The organism is Paenibacillus sp. BR1-192 (genome assembly GCF_029542445.1).
Lineage (GTDB): Bacteria > Bacillota > Bacilli > Paenibacillales > Paenibacillaceae > Paenibacillus_AQ > Paenibacillus_AQ lautus_A.
This window is the reverse complement of the sequence record NZ_CP120718.1, coordinates 5321663-5342311: the sequence shown is the minus strand read 5'-3', so window position 1 is coordinate 5342311 and position 20649 is coordinate 5321663. Positions and strand designations below refer to the sequence as shown.

General features: G+C 51.3%; 17 protein-coding genes. 11 read left to right on the top strand and 6 right to left on the bottom strand.

Translation table 11 applies throughout. The features are described 5' to 3' along the window. Positions 1–12: 12 nt before the first annotated feature. Positions 13–384: a VOC family protein gene (locus P0X86_RS24075; protein WP_277746654.1), complete on the top strand. Its 372-nt coding sequence runs from the start codon at positions 13–15 to the stop codon at positions 382–384. 207 nt (positions 385–591) lie between these two features. Here the strand turns inward: P0X86_RS24075 and P0X86_RS24070 are convergent, their stop codons facing one another. From P0X86_RS24070 to P0X86_RS24060, 3 genes are all read right to left on the bottom strand, one after another. Next, on the bottom strand, positions 592–1731 hold the full coding sequence (locus P0X86_RS24070; protein WP_277746653.1) for a zinc-dependent alcohol dehydrogenase: 1140 nt from the start codon (positions 1729–1731) through the stop codon (positions 592–594). A gap of 1166 nt (positions 1732–2897) precedes the next feature. Further along, positions 2898–4259: a dipeptidase gene (locus P0X86_RS24065; protein ID WP_277746652.1), complete on the bottom strand. Its 1362-nt coding sequence runs from the start codon at positions 4257–4259 to the stop codon at positions 2898–2900. A 133-nt stretch (positions 4260–4392) separates the two neighbouring features. Beyond that, the gene (locus P0X86_RS24060) at positions 4393–5283 is read right to left on the bottom strand and encodes a LysR family transcriptional regulator (protein WP_277746651.1); all 891 of its coding nucleotides are present in this window, start codon (positions 5281–5283) and stop codon (positions 4393–4395) included. Positions 5284–5446: 163 nt separating this feature from the next. On the opposite strand from P0X86_RS24060, the gene P0X86_RS24055 reads away from it, so the two are divergent. The 4 genes from P0X86_RS24055 to P0X86_RS24040 are packed head-to-tail and all read left to right on the top strand — an operon-like array spanning position 5447 to position 10038. Further along, the gene (locus P0X86_RS24055) at positions 5447–6571 is read left to right on the top strand and encodes an extracellular solute-binding protein (RefSeq protein ID WP_277746650.1); all 1125 of its coding nucleotides are present in this window, start codon (positions 5447–5449) and stop codon (positions 6569–6571) included. Positions 6572–6581: 10 nt separating this feature from the next. After that, complete coding sequence (locus P0X86_RS24050) at positions 6582–8291, top strand: ABC transporter permease (protein ID WP_277746649.1); 1710 nt, start codon at positions 6582–6584, stop codon at positions 8289–8291. 17 nt (positions 8292–8308) lie between these two features. Next, a complete protein-coding gene (locus P0X86_RS24045; RefSeq protein ID WP_277746648.1) occupies positions 8309–9388 on the top strand; it encodes an ABC transporter ATP-binding protein in 1080 nt (359 codons plus the stop codon). Beyond that, entirely contained in the window at positions 9385–10038 is a 654-nt protein-coding gene (locus P0X86_RS24040; RefSeq protein WP_277746647.1) for a metallophosphoesterase, read from the top strand. Before P0X86_RS24045 ends, P0X86_RS24040 begins: the two co-directional genes overlap by 4 nt. Positions 10039–10131: 93 nt before the next feature. Here the strand turns inward: P0X86_RS24040 and P0X86_RS24035 are convergent, their stop codons facing one another. After that, positions 10132–11019: a cupin domain-containing protein gene (locus tag P0X86_RS24035; RefSeq protein WP_277746646.1), complete on the bottom strand. Its 888-nt coding sequence runs from the start codon at positions 11017–11019 to the stop codon at positions 10132–10134. Positions 11020–11179: 160 nt separating this feature from the next. Beyond that, positions 11180–12355 (bottom strand): MFS transporter, encoded by a 1176-nt coding sequence (locus tag P0X86_RS24030; RefSeq protein WP_277746645.1) that lies wholly within the window; start codon positions 12353–12355, stop codon positions 11180–11182. A gap of 199 nt (positions 12356–12554) precedes the next feature. Here P0X86_RS24030 and P0X86_RS24025 point away from each other — a divergent pair, with 199 nt between their 5' ends. The 5 genes from P0X86_RS24025 (at position 12555) to P0X86_RS24005 (ending at position 19127) form a co-directional block, all read left to right on the top strand. Then, positions 12555–12899, top strand: a complete 345-nt coding sequence (locus P0X86_RS24025) for a winged helix-turn-helix transcriptional regulator (protein ID WP_096776122.1) — start codon at positions 12555–12557, stop codon at positions 12897–12899. Between the two features lie 152 nt (positions 12900–13051). Further along, positions 13052–15325, top strand: coding sequence for a helix-turn-helix domain-containing protein (locus P0X86_RS24020; protein WP_277746644.1), 2274 nt, complete (start codon positions 13052–13054; stop codon positions 15323–15325). A 334-nt stretch (positions 15326–15659) separates the two neighbouring features. After that, the gene (locus tag P0X86_RS24015) at positions 15660–17276 is read left to right on the top strand and encodes an ABC transporter substrate-binding protein (protein ID WP_096776120.1); all 1617 of its coding nucleotides are present in this window, start codon (positions 15660–15662) and stop codon (positions 17274–17276) included. A gap of 10 nt (positions 17277–17286) precedes the next feature. Then, positions 17287–18198, top strand: coding sequence for an ABC transporter permease (locus tag P0X86_RS24010; RefSeq protein ID WP_009595317.1), 912 nt, complete (start codon positions 17287–17289; stop codon positions 18196–18198). Next, positions 18198–19127, top strand: coding sequence for a carbohydrate ABC transporter permease (locus tag P0X86_RS24005; protein WP_213579431.1), 930 nt, complete (start codon positions 18198–18200; stop codon positions 19125–19127). Before P0X86_RS24010 ends, P0X86_RS24005 begins: the two co-directional genes overlap by 1 nt. A 151-nt stretch (positions 19128–19278) precedes the next feature. Here the strand turns inward: P0X86_RS24005 and P0X86_RS24000 are convergent, their stop codons facing one another. Beyond that, complete coding sequence (locus P0X86_RS24000) at positions 19279–19635, bottom strand: VOC family protein (RefSeq protein WP_213579430.1); 357 nt, start codon at positions 19633–19635, stop codon at positions 19279–19281. Positions 19636–19830: 195 nt separating this feature from the next. On the opposite strand from P0X86_RS24000, the gene P0X86_RS23995 reads away from it, so the two are divergent. Then, complete coding sequence (locus tag P0X86_RS23995; protein ID WP_277746643.1) at positions 19831–20346, top strand: TetR/AcrR family transcriptional regulator; 516 nt, start codon at positions 19831–19833, stop codon at positions 20344–20346. Positions 20347–20649 lie beyond the last annotated feature (303 nt).

Below are 20649 nucleotides of genomic sequence, written 5' to 3'. Positions count from 1 at the left end.
AGGTTTGCACTCATGACATCAGCGGACATTCAGTTTATCGGCGGAAATAATATTGCCATTAAAATTCCGAAGCACAAGTATGAGGAGACCGTGCATTTTTACAAAGAGGTTTTAAGGCTGCCATATTTGGGCTTCAGGGACGGGTCGCATGTTTTTCAGCACGGCCCGAATACCTTATGGCTGGATTGCATGCTCAACTATTCGCAGCAGGATGTTTGGCTCGAGGTCAACACGGAGGATCCGGAGGAGGCTGCCCGATATTTGAGAGAGCACCGGGTGGACCGCAGGGATGAGGTGGAGGTTTACGAGAACTCGAGGGGCTACTGGATATCGGATCCGTGCGGGACGATCATCCGGGTGAATCCCAGAAAAGCGAGTGAATAGACAGCCTACCCGGTAAATGTGGTTGCCGTTGACTACGCACCCCTCAGACGTGCGAAGTTATGTCGAAGCGCCTAACTCGCACCCGGCGAAATTTTAGGCTCACTCCCTAAATTCCATGAACCGGGACACAAAAAACCAAGCATCTCCTATCCAAGATAAAGGATGTGACAGGGAATGCTTGGTTTATCTTTTTTCTGTGGAATTACGCTACGGCTTCAGAACGACCTTGGTGCATTCGTCCTCGTGATCGCTGAATATCCGATAGGCATCGCTTGCCTGTTCCAGGGGAAGCCGGTGGGAGACAATCTCCGTCGGATCAAATTCGCCGGCGGTGATCTTCTTGAACAGCTCCGGCATGTAATGAATAACGGGGGCCTGCCCCATGGTAAGGGTAATGTTCCGTTCAAAAATATGGCCGAGCGGGAACATATTATACAGCGAACCGTATACGCCGGTCAGCTGGACGGTGCCGAATTTGCGCACGGCCTGGATGGCGATATCAATCGCGCTCAACGTTCCGCCTTGGAGCTTCAGCTTTTGGCCGATGGCTTCCATCGTCGACTTCTTCCCGTCCATGCCGACGCAGTCGATCACGATATCCGTGCCGCCTTTAGTGATCACTCGAATGTATTCGCCCATATTGTCATATTCTTCAAAATTGTAGATCTCCACGTTGTTCAGCCGTTTTGCTTTTTGCAGACGGTAAGGTAGACGGTCCACGGCGATCACCCGCTTTGCGCCTTTCATCCAGGCGAATTTCTGAGTCATCAGGCCAATCGGCCCGCAGCCCAGCACCGTTACGGTATCGCCCGGTTTTACGCCGGCATTCTCCACGCTCCAATAGGCGGTAGGCAGAACGTCGGACAAGAACAGAAGCGCCTCATCCTCCAGCTCGCACGACTCCGGGATGACAAACGGCATAAAGTTCCCGTAAGGCACGCGCAAATATTCAGCTTGTCCGCCGGGGTAGCTTCCGTAGCGTTCGGTGTAACCCAAGTACCCTCCGGCATGGACATCCGGGTTGCCATTGGAATTGTCGCATTGACTCTCCATATCATGATTGCAATAGTAGCAGTGACCACAAGAAACATTGAACGGAAGAACGACGCGGTCGCCTTTTTTCACGCGGGTGACGTTGGCACCGACCTCTTCTACGATCCCCATGGGCTCATGGCCGATCACGAAATCTTTAGCCGCGGGCATAGCCCCTAGGTATATATGAAGATCGGAACCGCAAATGGCTGTAGAGGTGATGCGGACGATAATATCATCCTGGGTCCGAATGGATGGATCCTCTACGTGTTTGACCTGAATGTCTTTGGCGCCTTGAAATGTGACTGCTCTCATACGTTCCCTCCTTATGCTTTGTAGAGAAGTTATCTTCTTAAATACCCGGTATGTCCTTTTATTAACATCCCCATGGCTATTTATGCATATATGCTGCCAAGCGCAAAAACATAGTTTGTGGAAGAAGTCCAAGGTAACCATAGTAGGATCACAGCGATACGAAAATTGCTGATTCCATGATGGCCGGCTGAAACGAATGCCGCTGATCGTTATGTGTAGAACGATTAGATCGCAGGATCACGGGATCACGGGATTACGGATTGCGGGATCACAGGGTCACGGTATTAAGGATCGCAGCTCAAGGGTTTACAGATCGCTGGCTCACGGCATCACGGCATGTAGTCAATCCTGCTGTGATATGTGCGTCCAATTTCACTGCTATGGCTTCGGCAACAGGGGGCCAGGCAGTAAGTACGAATCGGTTGTCCGAACTGAGACAATCATGCTAATTTTTGTGCTTCGTGCGCCCTACTCCCTGTACGCACGGTACGTGGTCCGAGATGCGACGGCTGTCGACCTTATTGTATACTTCGGGCTTTAGCGGACACAGGATACGTTATTTGCTCTGATAAGAGCTAAACTTTGATACTTGCGGACATGAGGTCCGTTATTTGCATAAAAAGTCCGTTTTTTAGCGGCGAAAGGGTTAAATAACGGAACTGGTGTCCGTTACACTTAGAGAATGGCCTGATTTGTGGTAAATAACGGATCTGTAGTCCGATGGGTATGGGGATAACGGCGCTTGTTTGGCGTGGGAACCGCATGTGATGGGAAGAAGCTACCTGTTTAGAATGGAAACCACAAGTGTGTTGAAGAAACTGCCTGTTGGTGGGGAAACCACATGTGTGGTGAAGAGCTGCCTGTTGGTAGGGAAACCACCGCATACATAGGACCGGCAGCCATTTAATATGGCACCGTCTGATTGGGGATCTGCAGGTGTTTAGTCGTGTAGACACGTCCATGGCCGCTTTTCGTCGGTAAATCGAGGCTCCCGCGCCAATAACCGGCTTATGAATGGCAAGTGGCTCTCACGCCAATGGCCGGTTATGAATGGCAAGGGACTCTCATAAAAGCAAAGAACGCGTATCGCAGGGATTCGATTCTCCCGCCATACGCGTTCTTATTTAGGATGTTACTATGTTACTTTCGGACTGTTGGCGTCACCGTTATACCAGCTTCAAATATTCTACGATCGTCAGCAAGCCTTTATCGAAATTCTCCAAATTAAAGTGCTCGTTCGGCGCATGCAGATTCTCGTCCGGCAAGCCGAAGCCCATCATGACGGCAGGAGCGTTCAGCGTACTGGACAGTTTCTCCACGATCGGAATCGATCCTCCGTCTTTCGTGAACAGTGCACGCGTGCCGTACACGTTCTCGAAGGCATCTGCGGCTTTTTGCAGCATCGGATGGGACGGATCGATATTGAAGGCGAATGCCTTTTCCTTCGGCTGGAAGGTGATCTTGGCGCCGACCGGGGTATGGGCATGCAGATGCTTCTCGATCGCGTCAAGAACAGCCTGCGGATCCTGTTCGGCGACCAAGCGGCAGGTAATCTTGGCATGGGCTTCCTTCGGAATAACCGTTTTGCTGCCTTCTCCCTGGAACCCGCCGTATACGCCGTTCAGCTCAAGGGTCGGACGCGCTCCCACGCGTTCAACGAAGGAGAAGCCTTCTTCGCCGTACAAGGAATCAAGGCCGAGGTCCCGCTTCAGCTTATCCTCGTCGAACTCCTGCTTGGCAAATTCCTCGCGCATTTCGGGCGACAGTTCGAGTACGCCGTCATAAAAGCCTTCAACCGCAACGCGGCCCTGCTCGTCATGGAGCGAGGAGAGCAAGGACACCATTGCGTGCAGGGCGTTCGGCACGCCGCCGCCGTATGTACCGGAATGAAGATCGGTATTGGCTGTTTCCAGGGACAATTCCAGCGAGCACAACCCGCGAAGGCCCGTGGAAATGGCCGGTTTGCCAGGTGCGAGCAGGGATGTATCCGAGATCACGATGGCATCTGCCGCCAGCTTGTCCTTGTTGTTGTCAAGATAGAGCGGCAGGTTGGGGCTGGATACCTCTTCTTCGCCTTCAATGCAGAATTTGATGTTGACCGGAAGCTCCTTCTCTTGCTTCAAAATGGCTTCGACGGCTTTGACATGCAGGAAGAGCTGGCCTTTGTCGTCCGTTGCTCCGCGAGCGTACAATTTGCCGTTGCGGACAGCCGGCTCGAACGGCGGCGTCTCCCACAGATGAAGCGGATCTACGGGCTGAACGTCATAGTGGCCGTAGACGAGCACGGTCGGCTGGCCTTCGGCATGCAGGTAGTCTGCCGTAATAATCGGGTGCCCGGCCGTCTGGTGAACCTCCACATGCTCGAGTCCCGCTTCGGTCAGCTTGCCTGCGAGCCACTCGGCAGCCTTGGCGACATCGCCTTTGTGCTCGGACAAGGCGGAAATGCTCGGAATGGACAACCATTCCTTCAATTCATTCAGATGGGTTTCGCGGTGTTCAGCGAAATACGCTTTATAATCAACGCTCATGTATATGGATCCTCCTTCGATTTACATTGGCATTCGAAAAGATGCCGTATCTTACTATTCTAACCGTTTTTCGGAGAATACGAAATACAGCCGGATCAAATCGGAAACTTGTCTTGGATCCCATCCGCCGCTGTCATGCAAAATTGTCCAAAAGATTTCTCCAGAACATGCGCAGGGCCGGACTGATCAGCTTATTGCGGTGTCGAACAGCATAAATCTGACGTTCAGGCACCCAGGACGGAATAGGTCGTGTATGCAGCTTCCCCTCTGCCACATCCTCTTGTACGGCGGCTTCTGCAATCATGCCGTACCCGAGACCGTGCCGCACGGCTGATTTCAGCGCCTCGGTCCCCGAGATTTCCAGTGATATTTGAAGATGTAGACGATGTTTGTCTGCCCAGCTGTCAATAAGCTGCCTGCTGATAGAGCCCGGTTCATGGGAAACGAAGGGATGTTCGACCAGATCGCCGGGCATTAAATCGCTTAAGCTTGTGAATGGATGACCCGGGGCGAATATAAGAACCAGATCATCATGGATCAACGGCTGCGCGATGAATTCCGGCTCATCCACTTGCGTGTTCGAAATGATGCCTACATCGAGTTCGTATTTTTTGACTTTCTCCAGAATATAGGCTGCAGGTCGGACATCCATAAGGATGGACAATCCCGGATAATTGAGCTTCAACTGCTGCAGGAACGGCGGTAACAGGTAGGTGGCGGGCGTATGGGTGCTGCCGATGGCAAGCACTCCCGCAGCGGTTCCGCGGTATACGTCCATGGTTGATGAAGCTTCCTCTGAGAGGGAATGAATCTGCGATGCGTAATGATAAAAGGCTTCACCGGCTTCCGTAAGCTTGATGACATGATAGGACTTGGTATGAAACAGAGCAAGGCCAAGCTCTTCTTGCAGCCTGTTCAAATGAAAGGTGACGGTTGGCTGGGTAATGCCCAGCTTCTGGGCCACAAGGTACAGTTTTTTCAGCTCCACGGTAAGTACAAACACTTTGAATTGCTGTAAGTTCAAATTGGATCCCTCTCTTCCCATTTCAATCATCGATGTTATTAATCTTATCTTTCATTTGATAGATATTATTTAATTCTTTGTTAACGCAGCGATAATTTTTACTTGAATCTGGGACGTTATGCTGAAATGGAATCAAGAAGGCAATCAGAAACAGGAGGGTGACATGAACAAGAAAACAGGATTCAAACATGGGATATTCATTGCTTTGATTGGGCTCATGTGGTTGTTGTCGGCATGCGCGCAAACGGATGGACAGCCAACGGTTCGCTCGAGAGAAACCACGGGGCCGACGGCCAGCGAAAGCAAAGGTGCAGCCGGGCAGCCGGACATAACCTTAACGAACGGCAATCCGGAGGATACCGGGGAAACGATCTACTTATACGGAAATGATTTTGTGGATTACATTGCCCCGAAATTTATGGAAGAGACAGGCTTCAAATTAGAAGCCGTGCATTATGGAGGGGGAGAAGCATTGGCCAAAATTGAGGCGGAGCAGGGAAATCCGCAATGGGACGTCCTGATGATGGATGGACACGGTTCTGTGCGCAATTTGGGCGACCGCGATTTCCTGATGACGGATTGGGAGCCTGACAATCTCGGAAATCTGTCCGAGAACGGAAAGAGCCATGTACCCGAAGATTTCGCTTACTTCCCCGTCGGCATTCATGCGGCAGGTGTCATTGCTTATAACACAACGCTGGTAACGCCGGAGAAGGTCCCGACGACTTGGGAGCAATTTTTTGCCTATGACGGCCCTGTGGGTCATGCCGATCCGGCCGTGGCAGCGCCTGCCTATCCGCTCGTATCCGCATTTTTTGAGCAATGGGGTGTCGAAGCAGCAGAGCAGGCATACGAGCAGCGTTTTAAAGAGGGACTTCATGTGTACCCCAAGAACGGTCCTGTCGGGAAGGCGCTGTTAAGCGGAGAAATCGAGGTCGCGGCTCTTCAGGAGCATAATGCTTATGAACTGAAGCTTGCAGGCGAGCCTATCGAGGTAATATGGCCGCGCGAGGGTGCGCCAGGCAGCCTGCGTGTTGTGGCGATCAGCAAGCATACCAAGAATCCAGCAGCGGCCAAAGCATTTGTTGAATATATGCTGAAACCCGAGACACAGCAGATGTTAACGAATCTGGATTCAACGGATAGTTTCTTTACGCCGCTTGTGGAAGGCGTGACCGCACGAAGTGAGCGTGAACTGAATGGGGCCTTTATGCTGCCTTCCGCGAAGTGGGCGTCCGAGCATGAAGTTGAGATCAAAACCTGGTTTGCGGATCAAAACGTAAGGTAGGAAGGGCGATATGAATACTTCGGAAGCTCGCTATGGAGGCGGGGTGACCCTCCTCCTGTTTGTTTTTATTTTTTTGCCGCTGCTTGCCGTCCTGATCAACGTCATCTTTCCAGGGCTATTTTTCAGACAGATCCAGTCCAGCAGCTTGGGCTTGATCGGAGAAATCATAAATCGGCCGTTATGGAAACAGTCCCTTCTGAATTCGGTCACATTGGCACTGGGCACGGCAACGATCGGCACGATCATTGGCGGCGTGCTTGCTACCATTCGGGCACGATGGGACTTTGCAGCGGCCAAATTGCTGGATATGACGGCTTGGGTGTTGTTAATAGCCCCATCCTTCATGATAGCGCAGGGCTGGGTTTTGTTTGCCGGCTCGGACGGACTGGCTCATCAGTGGCTGGGGCTGACGTGGGTCACCTCGTTTATTTTTCAGCCTGCCGGACTTATGTTCGTCATGTCGCTAAGTAAGTTCCCGTTAGCTTATTTGGCTATTATGGCAGCTTCGGAGTGGAACATAAGGCAGTTCGGTTATGCAGCCAGGCTGAATGGCGCAAGGCCGTTCACCGTGTGGAGAACCGTCGAACTGCCATTGGCTCTTCCTTCCTATGTGGCTGGCTGGACCCTGGTGTTCATGGATACCATCGGAGATTTCGGGCTGCCCGCCGCCTTGGCAACCGTGTATAAATTCCCAACGTTGACATACTCCATATACTCGGCAATCTACCAGTCTCCGGTCCGATTCGATATGGCAGGTGTGCTGGCATTCTATCTTGTCTTAATCCTGGCTCTGGCGATGACCTTGCTTATGGTGACCCTGCGGAAATCCAGATTCGACTTTTTGAATGCAAGAGCGGTTCAGATGGAGAAGGTAAGGCCGCGCAAGGCCTGGTTGTATAATCTGTCGATTACGATTTTTCTCTTTGTGAGCCTCGGGATTCCGATCGGAACCAGCGCAACGGTGTCTTTCCTGAAGCAGGCTGGCGGAGGCTTACATCCGGATAATCTCACGCTGGATCATTATCGCGAATTATTCGCAGGACAAGCCGGGGATCACAGGCTGCTCGGTTATCTGGAAGGCATGTATCATTCGCTTGTCATAGCTGCTGCAGCCGCATTGTTTAGCATGCTGATCGGGTTTGTTGCTGCCTATATGCTGACCTTTACGGAATCTCGGTTAAAGCCTTTGCTTCAGCTATTCTCGATCATTTCTTTAGCGGTCCCCGGCGTTGTGCTAGGGATCGGCTATATTTTCATATGGAATCAGAAATGGCTGGAACCTTTAGGACTCCATCTTTACGGGACACCCTCGCTGCTTGTGATCGCCGGGATAGCCGGTGCCATCCCCTACGCGGTCAGGGTCCAGCTTGGAGCGTTCGGCAACATGTCCGGCACCATGCTGAAGGCGGCAGCCATTCAAGGGGCAAGCGTATTTGAACGAATGCGGGATATCGTGCTGCCTATAGCACGCCAGTCGCTCCTGATCGCAACCCTGGCCTCGTTCGGAACCAGCGTGTTCGATCTGGCCCTGGCTTCCATGCTGAAACCGGCTAACTATTCGCTGATGCCGCTGGTCATCGACCGGGCATTTGAATTCTCCCGCTACGGCTATGCAACGGCTGCTACCGTCGTTAGCTGCGGAGCGGTCGTGCTGATTATCATTCTTCTGCAGGCAGCAGGGCGTACATGGTTTAGATGGCTGGATCGCAATAAATGGTAGAAGGGATGGAGAGTGGAATGATCTTAAAGGTAAAGGGCGTTTCGAAATCATTCGGCTCGCAGCAAGTATTGAAGCCGATCACGTTTGAGGTGGGAGAAGGGGAGCGCATATGCATTCTTGGCCCCTCGGGCTGCGGAAAATCAACGCTGCTCCAGATGATTGCCGGTCTTCAGCGTATCGATACAGGGGAGGTGGAGATGGCCGGAGTCAACGTAGAACGGCGAGGGCATTATATTCCGCCGGAGAATCGCCCGATTAACATGGTGTTTCAAGATTATGCGCTATGGCCCCATATGAACGTGAAACAGAATATGGAATATGGGATGAAACGCCGAAAATTAAATGGGCATGACAGAGCGCGCACGTTGGACCGACTCCAATCGCTTCTGAAGCTGGAAGGCTTATTGGACCGGCTGCCGGCCCAGCTGTCTGGCGGTCAGCAGCAGCGCGTCGGCATCGCGAGAGCGCTGGCAACAGAGCCGAAGCTGTTGTTAATGGACGAACCGTTGTCCAATCTGGATGTCAAACTGAGAACGGATATGCGCGGTGAATTGGCCAGATTGCTGGGCGAATTATCTATCGCTACCCTGTATGTGACGCATGACCGAATGGAGGCCTTTACGGTGGCTCATCGGATATTGATATTAAGGAACGGGGAGATCGATCAATTCGGCGAACCGAGAGAGCTGTTTGAGCGGCCTGCGAGCCCTTGGGTGGCGCAGCTTATGGGTTACCATAACCGATTGGAAGCCAAACTGAGCCCGAATAGGCAGCCAACAGCCATATTATCGGGAAGTTTGATTGGCGGAAATCTGATGGGTACGAACGATGGAGACGACGGTGCCATCGTCATGATCCATCCTGAGTCGATCGAAATATGCAGTGACGAAGCTCCGCCGGAAGGGAACTCGCTGAAGGTAACCGTCATGCAGACGGTTTACGAAGGAACCAGATGGAGAATCATAGCCGAAACGGCAGATCGGCAGCCGATTCATTTATTCCATCATTGCAGCGTAGATGCGGGAAGCGAATGGAGGATACGGGTGTCACCGGAACAAACGATGATATATGCGGAAAGCAGCATGTTGGCCATATGAGCCAGGTGTATGCGGTTTCGGACATTCACGGCTACGGTTATCTGCTTGAGACTCTGCTGCAGCATGTACATTATCAGCCTGAGGCGGATCGTTTATTTTTGCTTGGGGACTATGTGAATAAGGGACCCGATTCCGTCGGGACCCTGGATTATGTGAAGGAGCTGTGTAATGCCGGCGCAGTAGCGCTTCAGGGGAATAATGAACGCAAATGGCTGCATCAATTGCCGAAACAAGCCGATTTCGCGGCTCCACAATGGTTACAATATCAACAATTCATTGCAGCCATGCCGCTATGGATCGACCATGATGAGTACTTGTTTGTGCATGCGGGCATTCGGCCCGATATTCCGCTCCATGCGCAGAAGCCGGAAGATTTGACGGAGATTCGTGAACCGTTCCATCAGTCTCCGCGTTTAATGGATAAAACGATTGTGTTTGGGCACACATCCACGTTTCGCTTGGGTGTGCAGCCGCACCAGCTCTGGTTTGGCGATGGTAAGCTGGGAATCGATACAGGCGCTGGGCACGGATATTATTTAAGCCTGGTGAATTTGACTTCGGGTATTCAGTGGTCCATTTCGGTTACACGGCCGAAGAACATTACGTGCCGGAAGCTGAAAGTAACGGGAGCATCCGGTCTTCCTAAATAATATAATTCCATATGAAAAAGAAATACGCAGCATCATGGACGAATCGTAATGCTGCGTATTTCAATGGATGACCCTCAATCACCGGAGGGTTAATCAGAATTTATCCCAGCCATTTCCAATAAGCTGGCGCTGCAGGAATGGCAGCTGCTGCTGTTGTTGAATGAACTGCTGACGCTGTTGTTCTTGTAATTGCTGTTGCGAATGGAACTGCTCTTGTGCTTGAGTTGGTGTGCGCTGTGGTTCAGCAGCATACGTTCCATGCTGCGTTTGATCCTGAGCATTGAAATGCTGCTGGAACAACTGCTGCTGTTGCTGGAATTGCTGTTGCTGCTGCTGCTGAAGGAGCTCATAATCTCGATGGCCAGGCGCTCCTTGATGATAATAGTGCTGATTAAGATGAGATGCGTGAGGCTGATGTTTCATCTGTCCTTGCACTTGCCCTTGCTGCGGGCAGTTTTTTGGCGGCCCGATGACAACCGTGTCGGTGATCGGCGCCAAGGTCTCTTTGACTTTGGCTTCATCCAGGCAGTAGGTATGAGCGAACACGCTGGCCGGCGTCAATCTCAAGAGATCCGAACCTCCAATGAATTCAGGCACCGGCGCGTCAAAGACCGCGATCAGATGCGTATTGTCGACCGTTGCCATTTCATAATGCCACCAGCCTTGGGGCACGAGCGCAACTTGACCGGGCGTTACCGTGAAGTTCAGCAGCTCTTTCGTAAACGGATTGACAAGGGAAACGATGGCTGAGCCGGAAACGACATATACCAGCTCCGATGCATTTTGATGGATATGCGGCTCCACTACGTTTCCGGTACTGAGATATATATCCAGCAGGGAAGCGTTGCCGAGCGTGTTCAATTCTTTTACGGAGAGAGAATTGATGTAATTCTGACTATCTTTTTTGAAAAACGGGTTATTGCTCATATCGTAAGTAAACCGAACGGACGGTGAGGTGAAATCCATATAAGAGACTGCCACTGTGACTCCTGCCCTTCATCATGTAGTAGGCGTTGACCCATAACATACGTTATGCCTATGGGCAAACATCCGTGAGCCCATTTTTAAGAATCAGCAGGATGCAAGCCGCCCATTGACAGGGCGGCTTGCGTTAAACACTCATAGGGTGGAGCAGTAGAGGTCAGGCCGATTTCGGGATGGAAACCGGCGACTTCCGTCCGGCCGAGAAGCTGACCAATCCTGCCGCCAAGCCAAGCGCGAGCACGAATCCCCCGAGCCATGGATGGTATTGAAGCGTGGATGACGTATTGACCATGAAGCCTCCTGCACCCGCTCCTGCGGCTAACCCCAGATGGACAATGGAGGTGTTTATGCTGAGAACCAGATTGGAAGAACCCGGTGCCTGCTGGATAAAATAGCTCTGGACCGCCGGGCCCGCCGCAAACATGGACATCACCATGACTCCCATCAGCGATAGTCCCATGACCGATTGACCGGCGAGCAGCGGAAGCAGCGCAAATACCGCAATATGAACGAGCGTGCTGAGGACAATTACCTTCCCCGCCCCAAAACGGTCGACGCCATAACCGCCGAGCCTGGAGCCGATGGCTCCCAATAGGCCAAAGCCGAGCATAATGATGCTGATGCCGGACGGCGCGATGCGAAAAATATCCTGGATAAACGCCGTCACATACGTGAACAGTACCGAGTTGCCCGATTCCCGGAAGAACGTAAGCAGCAGGGCGCTGACGATCACGAGACTTCCCAGCACTTTGAATTGCTGGCGGAAGGAAACGGGGGCATCCCCTTGAACATCCGGCAGGAGCCTGATAAGGACAAAGGCCACCAACAGACTGAGCAGAGCCAGCAGCAGAAAAATGGACTGCCAGTTCAGCAGATTCGTGATCCATATGCCGATCGGAACGCCCAGCACCATGGCGCTGCTGAAACCCAGCACGATGGTGCCGATCGCACGGCCTAACGTTGCCGGGGACACCATTTTGGCTGCGGTACCCATTGCGGCAACGAGATAGACGCCTGAGCTTACGCCAAGAATGACACGGGAAGCCATGAGCATCCATACCTCGGTGCTAAAAAAAGAAACAAGACTGCCGGCAATGAATAGCAGAAGCGAGCCGAGCAGCACTCTTTTTCGATTGATTCGAGCGGTAAGCGAGACCAGAAACGGTGTTCCGATCGCAAAAGCAAGCGAATAGGCGGTAATCAGCTGGCCGGCAAAAGCCAAGGAAATATGAAGATCGTCAGCAATCGCGTACAGAATACCCGAGACGACCAGTTCCGAAGTAGCGGTAAGAAAAACCCCGAGCGCCAATAAATATATCGTATATCGATTCATATCCATTATCCTTTCCGTTGGGAGATTGATACCCTCAATCGGATCATGGCTAGCACATGCCGTTTCGGATAGTAAAGCATGAAATCTCTTTGTGTTTGTATTATAAGCAGCGCGCATATATGATGTAAGAAGGCAAAGTATTTGGATATTATCCAGTCATTTTGACTAACTTACGATTAGTTAGTGATGGGGTGAGGCAATGGAGCCGGTTAAAGAAGACTTTCAGGAAAAGCCAGGGTTCAATCATATCTGCTCAGTGCTGCAAATTCTTGGAGCCAAATGGGCGTTCCTTGTCATCGCGCAATTAGCCCAAGGACCGAAACGGTTTAATCAGCTTCACCGGGATGCAGCCATCATCAAGACGCAATCCTTGACGGATGTCCTGCGCCATTTGGAAAGCAGCGGCATCGTGAGACGCGAGGTATTCCCTACCGTTCCGGTCTCCGTGGAATATTCATTGACCGAGAAGGGGATGGACTTCCTGGCTTCTTTGAAGGAGATGGAGAAGTGGGCCGAAAAATGGGGAGTGGAACAATCCTCCTGACGTTCCGGCTGCCGCCAAAATGGTATGATATCAGAAGACTCATTTCCGACGCGTATACAGCGGAAATGAGTTTTCTTTTTTTTGAAAATTTCGTATTCTTATAGATAACATTTTCCAAAATGGGAATGAAGTGATAGGGAGGTGGTTGCCGTTTGCGAATCCATAAGATTAACCTGCTGACCAAGTTGTTGATTTCCTATTTGCTCGTGCTGATGTTTCCCGTGATCGTCATCCTGTGTTATTACTATCCCTATTCGGCGGACGTTGTGAAAGAGAAGGAAATGGACTGGAATGCGCATATTACGGAGCAGTTCATGACATCGATGGATACGTTTACCCGGTATGTATACAATTTGCCGTTCGAGCTGGTGCAGAATCGGGAATTCAAGATGTACAAGGCCGAGGAAAGCGATTACCAGCGTGTCCTCATTGCCAATGAGATGAAAAAATACAATGCAACCGATGCATTTATTTACAACACCTTGCTGTATGTAAAGAACATCGGTTATTTGTTTTCCAAAACTGGAAGCGCATACAGTTTGGACGACCTGTCCATTCCGGGCGTCGGTTACTACTATGAAAACTGGGCCGGCGAAGATATGATCCAGACCTTGAATGATCTCGAGTCTCCCATCGTCAGGCCTGTTGAGAACGTGATTGTGCCCGGCAATAACCGGGTTCGAATGCTGACCTTCGTGCAGCCGCTGCCGGTAGGAGGCACGAATTCCCCCGGAGCCGTCATGATCATGGTAAGGGAAGATACGATCGTCCGGATGATGAAGTCCGTCTCGGAAACCTATAGCGGCGATTTTTTTGTGTTTGACGGCCAGGGAAGGCGATTGGTATCTTCCCATGATACGTCATACCAATCCTCCGATGACTTCCGGAAGCTTGTGCAGGGCATAGGGGATGAGACATCTTCCTCTTCGGGCATTTATGCGATCAGCGGATCGGATTATCTGGTATCGTCCTCGGTTTCGGACAAAAATGGATGGAAATACGTGAGCCTGCTGCCGGTATCCTCATCCCTTCAGGGCATTCGGACGATTCAGTTGAATACGGCCATCCTGGTCGGCCTGATCCTGCTGCTTGAAGTGTTTATCATCTATATATCGATCCGGAACAACTATCAGCCGATTCGCCGTCTGGTTGATCTTGCCGTTCAAGTCTTCGAACCGCGGGACCGCAAGCCCATGAACGAGATCGATACGATCAAATATACGCTGGAGGAGCTTTCGATGGCCAACAGCAAGCTTGACGAGCATGTGAAGGGATCGCTGCCGATTATGCGGGATAACCTGCTGTTTGAACTGGTGAGCGGACATCTTGCAGGCTGGGATGATTTCGAACGGGAAGCAAGAAAGGTCGGCCTCCGGTTTCAGCACGATTGCTTCTCGGTTGCCGTACTATGCTGCGAAGCGGATGGAGCAGAGATGGAGAAGATATTGGATTACTGCCGGCGCTATGAAGGACGGCTGCCGGAGGATATCCAAGGTTATTTCTTTAAAAGCATCTATCCGCAGGAATTGATTCTGGTGTGCTCCCATGCGGAGAATGTCCCGCTCACATCCTGCCTGGAACGGATGCAGGATGAAATATTGGAGCACACGGGCCGGCGAACGGTGATCGGCATCGGCAAGCCTGGCGAAGCCCCGTCTCCGCAGGACCTCCATCTCTCATATCTGCAGGCACTCCGAACGGCGGAGTTTCTGCGCATCCGAAAGACCGACGCCGTGCTGGTCTTTGATAACATCGGGGTTCCCCAGACCGGAGCCGTCTCCTATTATGCCGAAATCCTGCAATCCCTCGAGCTTGCGATCCTCAAGAATGATGCAGCCATGCTGGCCTCTCTAGCAGAGAGAATGATCGGTTACCTAAGCAATGACAGCCTGCCGCCACATATGATTCAGAGCGTGTATCTCAATACCGTTACCGTCATCTTCAACGGCCTCCAGCGGTTCCGTCATGACGATCAGAGCCTGCTGCGGCTTACGGATGCGGCATTTAACCATCGTTATACGCTGGAACAGATGATCGGGATCATAAGGGAAAGCTATGCCAAGCTGTGCGATATGATCAAGGAAACCCTCCCCGTTTCCCGGGCGGCAACCCAGGATGAGATCCTGTCCCTGATTGCGGAGAAAGGGATGGATCCGAACTGTTCGCTGCAGATGATGGCCGATTATTTTGATATGTCGGTCTCCAACTTCAGCCATCACTTCAAAAAAACGATGGGGCAAAATTTCAAAGAGCATATCGATCAGCTTCGGATCCAGAAATCCATTCAGCTTCTGCGGGACAGCGAGGAGACGCTCGAAGCCATCTCCCAACAGGTCGGGTACACCAATACCTCGAGTTTTATCCGATCCTTCAAAAAAATGGTGGGCACGACGCCGGGGCAATATCGAAATACGCATAAAGCTTAAAACGAAAGACCGCTGATGCCGATGACAAGGCCGATTACAGCGGTCTTTTATAAACCTGCTTGCTTAGAAGCTATTTCTAGGCAGCTGTTTCACAGGCTAAGATGTTTCAATTTTTGAACATATACAAAATTTGAATTCCAAGCGCCGGTTTGTAATGGATGCGTTTACATTTATGGGATGATAGGCGCCTTCAAAAAATGAGGATGCCTGAAAAACTGTCCGTTTACGGTGCTCGCCGCCTTCATTTAGAGTGAAAACTGTCCCAAGGCAAGGCCGACTCAAGGCCGTATACCCCCATGGACCAGACCAACAAACGAAACCAGGAGGTAATGGAATGAAGAAAAGGGTAAACGTTTTCATCTCGCTTGTCGCCATGACGGCCATGTTGTTAACAGGCTGCAGCGGGGCCGGAGGCGGCCAGAACGACTCGGCGGAGACTCCCGGAGACCAAACCGGCAGCAAAGTAAAGCTTACCGCTATCATTACCAAGCACCCGCTCACGAAGCCGCTGGCCGAAATGGAGTGGCTGCAAAAGGTTGAGGAGACGGCGGGCGTGGACATCGAATGGCAGGAGATTACCGCGGATTGGGGACAGAAGAAAGGGACGATGCTGGCCAGCGGCGATATTCCGGATCTGTTCATCGGGCCGAACGTCATTACGGATGCGGACTTTGCGCAATTCCAGGGTTTGTTCCAGGATCTATCCGGCATGCTGGAGCAGGCGCCCAACGTACAGAACATGTTTAATGAAAAACCGGATACGAAAATAATCGCCACGCAGTCGGACGGCAAAATCTACGGTCTCCCGAAATATCAGCGGTTCTGGCCCGCTACCGCCAGCAGGCAGTTCATTAACCAGCAGTGGCTGGATCACCTCGGTCTGAGCATGCCGACCACATGGGATGAGCTGTATGAAGTCCTGGTGGCTTTCAAAGAGAAGGATGCCAACGGCAACGGCGATCCGAATGACGAGATTCCGATGGATTGGCCGGGAGGCATCGGCGGATATTTTAACCCTGCGGTGCTCCTGGGCAGCATGGGCATTACGTTGACGGACGGCAGCGGACAGGGCTATTTCGTGGAAGACGGTCAGGTGAAGAATTTCCTGACGGATGAACGGTACAAAACGATGGTCGCATTTCTGAATAAATTGTACAAGGCGGGTCTGGTCAACCCGGAAGTGTTCACGCATGATTATACGAAATTTCAATCCATCGCGCGCGGGGAAGGGGATACGGCCAAGGTCGGCTTTACCTGGGGATGGGTGGCGTCCGACCGGTTCGGCGAGCAGCTGGCACCGCAATATGCTTCCATGCCGCCGATGAAGGTCTCGGCAGATTATGCAGGGAAGCTGTCCTGGAGCTATGATCATTACTCCCTGAATTACGGCACCAACCATATCGTCATGTCCGCCAAGACCAAGAACAAAGAAGCGGCCATGAAATTCATCAACGAGCTTTATGCGCCCGAGGTGGGCATGCAGGTGCTGTTCGGATCCCTCGGACCGAACATTAAAGATAACGGAGACGGTACATATGCCGTTCTGCCTCCGGCCGATGCCAAGATGGATCCGGGCACGTGGAAATGGACCTCGACGATGGCGGACAACGGCGCATTTTATATTCCCGATACCTTAAAGCTGACGCTTGGCACCGATATGCAGGAGGTGCTGGGTCAATCGGAGCCGCTGGAGGCGGCCTTGGACGTGGATCCCGATAAAGACGTGTTCCCCGGCATGTTCATCAAGTATTCCACCATGGACAATAACGCCATGAGCCTGAACAATACCAACGTAATGAATCTGGCGGAATCCAGCTTTGCGAAATGGGTCACCAAGGGCGGCGTGGAAGCCGAATGGGACGCATATATCAAGGAAAGCGAGAAGGCAGGCCTGAAGCAGAATCTTGAGATTATGCAAAAATATTACGACGATTACATGAATCAAAACTAGGAGGGAGGATATGGGGCCTCGCAAAAGATTGGACACCTTCAGACGTGATTACCAGCTGTGGATTATGATTTTTCCGGCGATTGCCGTCATTCTGTTGTTTAACTACGTGCCGATGTATGGCATCCAGCTTGCGTTTAGGGATTACGATTTCAGCCAAGGCTTGACCGGCGGAGAGTGGCGCGGGCTCGCCTACTTTCAGCAATTCATCGACAGTTACCTGTTCACCGATTTGATGCGAAACACGTTTCTGATCAGTCTGGCCACGATCGTGCTCGGCTTTCCTGCCCCGATCATCTTAGCGCTCATTCTAAACCAGATTCGCCGAAAAAGAATGAAGCAGGTGATGCAGACCACCGTATACCTGCCCCATTTCATATCCATCATCGTGCTGGTCGGGATGCTGAACGTGCTGCTGTCCTCCGAAACCGGGGTTGTCGGTCACTTCATGAAGGCGGTGGGGCTGGGGCATATCAATTTGCTAGCCTCCACCTCGACCTTTATTCCGGTGTACGTGCTCTCCGACATATGGCAGCACTGCGGCTGGAACAGCATTATCTATCTTGCGGCCTTGTCCACCGTGGATCCCCAGCTGTACGATGCCGCCAAGATCGATGGGGCCAGCCGCTGGCAGACGATCCGGTACGTCGACATTCCCGCTCTCGTTCCAACTATCATTATCCTGTTCATTCTCAGCATGGGGAATATCCTCGGGACCGGCTTCGAGAAAATATTCCTGATGCAGAATTCGCTGAACCTTCCCGTCTCGGAGGTCATAGCCACCTATGTTTACAAAATCGGGATCATCTCCAACCAGTTCAGCTTGGCTTCGGCCATCGGTTTGTTTAACACGCTCATCAATTTCGTATTTCTGTATGCGATGAACACGATATCGAAGAGAATGTCGGAAACGAGCTTATTCTAATGATCGGGGAAGGAGAAACGGTTGTGGAATATGAAACTGCCAGTATGCGCATCAACGGCAAGGAGCTGGGATTTAAGATCATCTTGGGATTTCTGTGCGTTTTGATTTTTCTGCTGATTGCGTATCCGCTGTATTTTATCATCATTGCTTCGTTCAGCGACTCAACGCTCGTCTCTACGGGGAAGGTCATGTTTATCCCCAAAAATGTTAGTTTTTTCGGTTACCAGGAAATTTTCAAGGATATGCGGATTTGGACGGGGTACCGAAATACGTTGTTTTACACGGTGTTCGGCACCCTGGTGAACATGCTGTTCACGCTCCCGGCAGCTTATGTGCTGTCCAGAAAGGAATTTCGCGCCAGACGCATCATCATGTTTATTTTCGTGATCACGATGTTCTTTAACGGCGGGCTGATTCCGACCTATTTATTGATGAAGGGTCTTGGCTTGACCAACACGATCTGGGTGTTTATTCTCCCGTTCTCCGTGAATGTGTTTTATTTGATCATTGCGAGGACGTTCTTTGAAAACTCGCTGCCGCAGGAGCTGCATGAAGCCGCCGTCATGGACGGCTGCTCTCACTTTACCTTCTTCTTCAAAGTGGCTTTGCCGCTGTCCAAAGCGCTGGTCTCCGTCATCGGGCTCTATTATTTGGTGGGGCATTGGAACGATTTCTTTACGGCGCTGGTCTATATTCGGGATACGAAGCTCCAGCCGCTGCAGATCGTTCTGCGGGATATCCTGCTGTCGAACCAGGTATTCTCGAGCGGTGCGGGAACGGGCGGGGATGCCGGAGGGTACGCGCAGCGATATGCCGACCAGATCAAGTACGGCGTCATTATCGTCTCGACGCTTCCGATTCTGCTCATTTATCCGTTTATGCAAAAATATTTCGAGAAAGGCGTCATGATCGGCTCCATTAAAGGGTGACGCGCCGCGATTTACATTTGGATGATAGACAATAAAAGGGGGCTGTCCCGCTTGATCCTGGATCTGGCGGGAAGCCCTTATGTTATGTCAAATAGCGGGAAAAGGCACCTCCGGCATTTAAGACCGGAGGTGCCTCATGCATAAATGAAAATCAGGATTCGTGCTTGCTTTCATCCGTAAAGTAGATTCCGTTGCCGGAATCATCCTTGGCACTCAACCAGAGGCCGTCGGGAGTTTCGCCCGGTTCGCCGATCAATTGCAGCTTGCCGGGGTTGTTCTCGTATATATCCCGGACAGAGGGCACGAGAAAAACAGGTCCGGCAGCATCCTGGCTTCCTTCCGAGACTTGTTCCACCATCAATTCCACGTTGGTTCCCGGGAGCTTAAAAGCAACCGTGTAATCCCCTTCGCGCCATGATTCTTCCAAACCGAGCGTGTCGCGATACAGGGATTTGGCTGCCTTGATATCTTTGACCGGAACAAAATAAAAAATAACGTTTCCTTCCATGTTCTCACCTCGAAATAGAATATGGTTTCGTGATGTAAGATAATTAGGTTATATTAAACATAACCCAGTTATGTAATTTGATCAAGCTATTTTTGGTAAATGGCTCAGTTGCAGCTATGAAAGATTTATATATCTTAAAGAGCAGCTATGTTAGAATTTAAATATCTATGCATGAACGTTTTCGGAGGGAGTTACATGAGTCATATACCAATACCGGGCACCACGCAGCACAAACTCATACAGGCAGGATTAAAGCGTTTTGCCGAGATGGGCTACAACCAAGCGGAAGTTGACGACATTGCTGCCGATGCCGGAGTGACCGTGGGAGCTCTTTATCATCATTACAAATCCAAGAAGAAATTTTACGGCTTGCTTCGGGATGACGTTACGCTTCGGATATTGGATCGCATGGAAGCTGTTGCCGATGCGGCTCCTCCCGAGTTGCGCCTGAAATTGGTTCTATTGACCGCCTACGACAGCATGATTCGCCTTAAAGTGGGCCGACTGTTGTCTGAGCCCGATCCCCGCAAAGGAGACAATCCCGTTGCGCGTTATCTCGGTGAACTGGCCGCAGCATCAGGAGAAGAGGCTGGCGAAGAATTGGGCATCATTCTGGCGGAGGCATTGCGTGCCGCATTTGCGCAAGTCGTGGAACACGGAGGCGATGAGGCTGGGATGAGATCGGTATTAAACAGATTATTATCGTCATAAATGAATGTTATGGTCATCCTTCACATGAATAGAGTAATGATGCTTATTGCTTGATGGCAGCTTTGGTGCTGACGTTAACAGGGGAGACATCGGGGTTATGCCAGTTTCGGCACGCCAGAAAAGAGAAGCCAGGCAGGCAATAATATGTATTAGGGAAATGTAACGGTTCAATGATCGTATGAAAACGATAGGGTAGATACAAGTGAAAATAACGCAAAAAACAACCCGTATGCCGGAGCAGCATACGGGTTGTTTTCACAGATAAGGCCCAAAGGAACTAATGCAGGCAAGCTCCAAAATGCG

Coding starts and splice junctions, on each gene's coding strand:
- P0X86_RS24075 (WP_277746654.1), top strand. CDS start 13: ATGACATCAGCGGACATTCAGTTTATCGGCGGAAATAATATTGCCATT.
- P0X86_RS24070 (WP_277746653.1), bottom strand. CDS start 1,731: ATGAGAGCAGTCACATTTCAAGGCGCCAAAGACATTCAGGTCAAACAC.
- P0X86_RS24065 (WP_277746652.1), bottom strand. CDS start 4,259: ATGAGCGTTGATTATAAAGCGTATTTCGCTGAACACCGCGAAACCCAT.
- P0X86_RS24055 (WP_277746650.1), top strand. CDS start 5,447: ATGAACAAGAAAACAGGATTCAAACATGGGATATTCATTGCTTTGATT.
- P0X86_RS24050 (WP_277746649.1), top strand. CDS start 6,582: ATGAATACTTCGGAAGCTCGCTATGGAGGCGGGGTGACCCTCCTCCTG.
- P0X86_RS24045 (WP_277746648.1), top strand. CDS start 8,309: ATGATCTTAAAGGTAAAGGGCGTTTCGAAATCATTCGGCTCGCAGCAA.
- P0X86_RS24040 (WP_277746647.1), top strand. CDS start 9,385: ATGAGCCAGGTGTATGCGGTTTCGGACATTCACGGCTACGGTTATCTG.
- P0X86_RS24030 (WP_277746645.1), bottom strand. CDS start 12,355: ATGAATCGATATACGATATATTTATTGGCGCTCGGGGTTTTTCTTACC.
- P0X86_RS24025 (WP_096776122.1), top strand. CDS start 12,555: ATGGAGCCGGTTAAAGAAGACTTTCAGGAAAAGCCAGGGTTCAATCAT.
- P0X86_RS24015 (WP_096776120.1), top strand. CDS start 15,660: ATGAAGAAAAGGGTAAACGTTTTCATCTCGCTTGTCGCCATGACGGCC.
- P0X86_RS24010 (WP_009595317.1), top strand. CDS start 17,287: ATGGGGCCTCGCAAAAGATTGGACACCTTCAGACGTGATTACCAGCTG.
- P0X86_RS24005 (WP_213579431.1), top strand. CDS start 18,198: ATGATCGGGGAAGGAGAAACGGTTGTGGAATATGAAACTGCCAGTATG.
- P0X86_RS24000 (WP_213579430.1), bottom strand. CDS start 19,635: ATGGAAGGAAACGTTATTTTTTATTTTGTTCCGGTCAAAGATATCAAG.
- P0X86_RS23995 (WP_277746643.1), top strand. CDS start 19,831: ATGAGTCATATACCAATACCGGGCACCACGCAGCACAAACTCATACAG.